This is a genomic window from Deinococcus rhizophilus (assembly GCF_030271215.1).
GTDB lineage: Bacteria > Deinococcota > Deinococci > Deinococcales > Deinococcaceae > Deinococcus > Deinococcus rhizophilus.
This window is the reverse complement of the sequence record NZ_JASNGB010000239.1, coordinates 1-3,647: the sequence shown is the minus strand read 5'-3', so window position 1 is coordinate 3,647 and position 3,647 is coordinate 1. Positions and strand designations below refer to the sequence as shown.

The following is a 3,647-nucleotide window of genomic DNA, read 5'->3' as shown; positions in this document are numbered from 1 at the left end:
CGGCTGCGGGCCGCTGACCGTCAGCCTCGGCGTCGCCACCCTGCGCCCCGGCGAGTCGGGCGCGGCGCTGTTCGCACGGGCGGACGCGGCCCTCTACCGCGCCAAGCAGTCGGGCCGCAACCGGGCTGAAGTGGACGAAACGCCCTGACCCCCCACCCGCTCACTCCCCCTACACCGTCTCCCCCGGCATCTCGCCCACAATCCGCGCCGTCTCCACACTCACGGTCGTCACGCGGGCCAGCAGGTCCACCACCCGTTCCTTGTGGTCGGCAAAGCGGTAGGTGTGAAAGCGTTCGCGGATGGTCGGGTCTTTCGGCACCGTTTCCTTGTGGCGCTCCAGCACCCATTCCAGCGCCGAGCGGTTGCCCAGGCGGTAGCTCCACGCCTCCGGCGGCACCCCGCGCAGGGTCGTCAGGCCGTCGAGTTCTATCGCCCCGGTCGGCACCTTGGCCGCGTCGCGCACCACCTTCAGCCGTCCCCGCGCCGCCAGCGCCCGCGCCTCGGGCGTCTCCCCTTTCGGCGGCACGTCCACGCGCTCCAGCGGGTAGGGGTCCACCGTCTCGAAGCCCACGTGCAGCCCCATCAGTTCGCGGCCCCAGGCTGCCCAGCGCCCGAACTCCGGGTAAAAGGGCACACGCGGGAACTCCTGGCGCAGATTCAGCGCGTACTTCTCGCGGTACGCCGGGTGGTGGAGGACGGCGTAGACGTACTGAAAGATGTCCTCACGGGTGATGCGGGGGTCGGCGTAATGGGTTTGGAAGGCTTTGAGAGCGTAGTCGGTGATGTTGTCGATGCGCTCGTCGCCTGAGTAACGGTAAAGGGGGAGGCATTGAGTTTTTTCTAGCAGGTCAAATGATGGAACAATCGTAGAAGCCAACGTTTGAAAATCTTTAGCGGATGATGTGCCAGAGAAGCAAATAATGGTGTTCTTCGTGTCATCTTTAGGAAATACAGACGGCATCTGGTATTGAACCTCGTTGAGATTTTTACTAAAGTATAATCTCAATTTTTCGAATGGCCTATAAAGCGATGAGCGTACATTTTCCTGCTTATACTTATATTTCAAACCCTTCCCAAGATCATTTTTGACAGCGCGTGACCATTTTATAACCCCATCTGCGGAGAAATCAGGCTTAGCATCAATTTTTCCAACGTTTCTTTTAACGTCATTGTTGTAACTTTCGATCAAATATTTAACCTTAACAGCTAGGCTGGGGTCAGATATATCGTAAACCCATTCATCTCTCGCGGTTACAACACCTTGAGAGTACAGCTTGAAAATTGCCCGCTCCTGCCCCAGACTCTTTGCCGCTTTCGTGTCTCTGTCCGCCACAGGCAGGAACTCCTCCCACCCATGCTCGGCCTGCCCGATCCAGTTGTGCTTGGCGTCGGGGCGGATGCGCTCGAAGTCCACGTCTCCGAATGGGGTGGAGGCGAGCCAGTCGAGCTTCTGGCGGGCGGTGTCCATCTCGGGGCGGCGGGCGTACTCGATCACGGCGGGCTGCGCTGGGGCGTCGGCGCGGCGCTTTCTGGTGGGCGTCGCCTTGACCAGAAAGGCGATGGCGATGCCCGTCTGAATGGCGAAGACGTTGTGTTTGGGGCCGCTGAGTTTGGGATTGGCCCGCACGTCGCCGCCGAGGTCGATGACGTAGATGTGGGTGTATTCGTCGGCGGCGACCTTGCGAAAGCCGTCAAAGGTGCGGCTGTCGATAAAACTGCGGTTCATGACGAAGGCGACGATGCCGTCGTCCTTGAGGCGGTCGGTGGCCCAGCGCAGAAAACGGGAATACATGTCGTACAGCTTGGTTTTCTGGGCGCGGCTGGCGGCGACGTAGGTTTCCTTGATGCGGCGGTCGATCTGCGCGTATTCGCGGTTCTTGTTGTTGTCGTTCTCGTTGGCCTGATTCGCCCGGTACGGCGGGTTGCCGATGATGACGCGCAGTGGGCGGGCGTTCTGCCGCTTGACCCGCTCCAGATTCTCGGCGCTGACGCCGCCGAACAGCGATTCCTGGGCGCTGCTGACCCCAAACCCCGTGTTGTCGAGGGTATCGACGAGGACGATGTTCCTGAACTCGGCGTAGTGGCCCATCTTCTGGGCGTAGGTGGCCTCGATATTCAGGTTGGCGATGTAGTAGGGCAGCAGCGCCAGCTCGTTGCAGTGCAGGTCGTGGGCGTACTTGTATTCCAGCTTGCCCCGGGGCAGGTAGTCGATCAGCTCGGTGATAAAGGTGCCCGTGCCGGTGGCGGGGTCCAGAATCTCGACGCCGGGGTCGGCCAGCGCCTTGCCGAAATGGCGGTCGAGCAGGGCGTCGGTGGCCCCCACCATGAAGCGCACGATCTCGCCGGGGGTGTAGAAGATGCCCAGGCGGTCGGCCCCGGCGGGGTTGTAGGCGCGGTAGAAGTTCTCGTACAGCACCTTCAGGAAGCGCTGTTTCTCGTGGTGGTCGGCAATCTGGGCGGCGGCGGCGTTGATCGCGCCGTAATACCGTCTGGTGCGCCCGTCCACGTCGCGCCGGATCTGGCCCGTGTAAAAGGTGTCGGCCACCCGCCCGAGCTGCTGCGCGATGTTGTTGTCCTCGTGGTACTGCGCGTTGTCAAACACGCTGCGGAAGAGGTCCCCGGTCAGGATGTGCTGAATCAGCATCTCGCCCGCGTCCTTCGCCCGGAACCCGGGGTCGATGGCCTCGCGCCCCAGCTCGACAAAGGCGTCCCGCTCGCGCACGTAGTCGGGGTTCGTCTCGGCGGCGGCAATGGCCTCCCGCAGCACGCCCAGCAGGTGCGGCATCTCAGCCCGGAACTGCTCGATGGCCCGCCGGAACTCGGTGACCTGCGGCGGCTCGAAGGCGAAAAAGGTGGTGAGCAGGCCCGCGAGCGCGTCGGCATCGTCCATGCTGACGCGCTGGACCTCCTCCCCGTGCTGAATCAGGACGGCGGTGCGGCTGTCTTCAAAGAGGATGTTGTCGCGTGGGTACCCCCTGGCGAACTTCTTCTCGATCTCGGCGTCCAGCGTGTCGGCCTCGTCCTTGCTCTCCCAGAAGCCGCGCGGCTGTTGCAGGGCGTCCTTGAGGGTGCCGTCGGGGTAGACCGTGTTCTTCTGGCCGGGCGGACGGTAGCCCACTTCCGGCACCAGCCGCAGGGGGTCGCCCTGCGCCTCGGCCCACTCGGTCAGCAGGCCCTGAAAGGCGCCGCGCACGCTCGTCTCGTTGCGCGTGCCGCCGAACTGCACGGCCTCCTCGAGCCGTTTCTGGAACCTGCGGACGAGTTGCAAGGACATGCCCGGCAGGATAGGGCGCGGGGGGGGTGGGGCGCGGGCGCAGATGCGCTGGCCTCCCCGGTCGGCCCCCGGGCAGGAGGGCGAGCTTCGCCCGCCACCCCCCTCTGCTCCGCAGCTCTACGAGTCCCCGGCCCTCTGCAAGCAGCTCTACGAGTCCCCCACAAGGAGCTGAGTGGCGCAGACAAGTCTTTCATCTTTGATCCTGGCCTCAATGTTCAGGCCGGGCATCTTGCTGGCAACTGCGCTGGGGCGGCTTCGCCGCCCACCCCCCTCCCAGCCTCCCCCGCAAGGGGGGAGGGAGAAACACGCGCCAGCCGTTTGTTTTAGCTCTGGACTGACCCCCCAGGAGCGGACCGAGAGGCAAGGCACTTCG

At 63.7% G+C, this 3,647-nt stretch carries 2 protein-coding genes; one reads left to right on the top strand and one right to left on the bottom strand.

Annotated elements, in window-relative coordinates; all coding sequences use genetic code 11:
- The first annotated feature begins 13 nt into the window (after positions 1-13).
- Complete coding sequence (locus QOL99_RS15835) at positions 14-148, top strand: diguanylate cyclase domain-containing protein (protein WP_285525241.1); 135 nt, start codon at positions 14-16, stop codon at positions 146-148.
- 21 nt (positions 149-169) lie between these two features.
- On the opposite strand, the gene QOL99_RS15830 is transcribed toward QOL99_RS15835, so the two are convergent.
- Positions 170-3,274, bottom strand: a complete 3,105-nt coding sequence (locus tag QOL99_RS15830; RefSeq protein WP_285525239.1) for a type ISP restriction/modification enzyme — start codon at positions 3,272-3,274, stop codon at positions 170-172.
- Positions 3,275-3,647 lie beyond the last annotated feature (373 nt).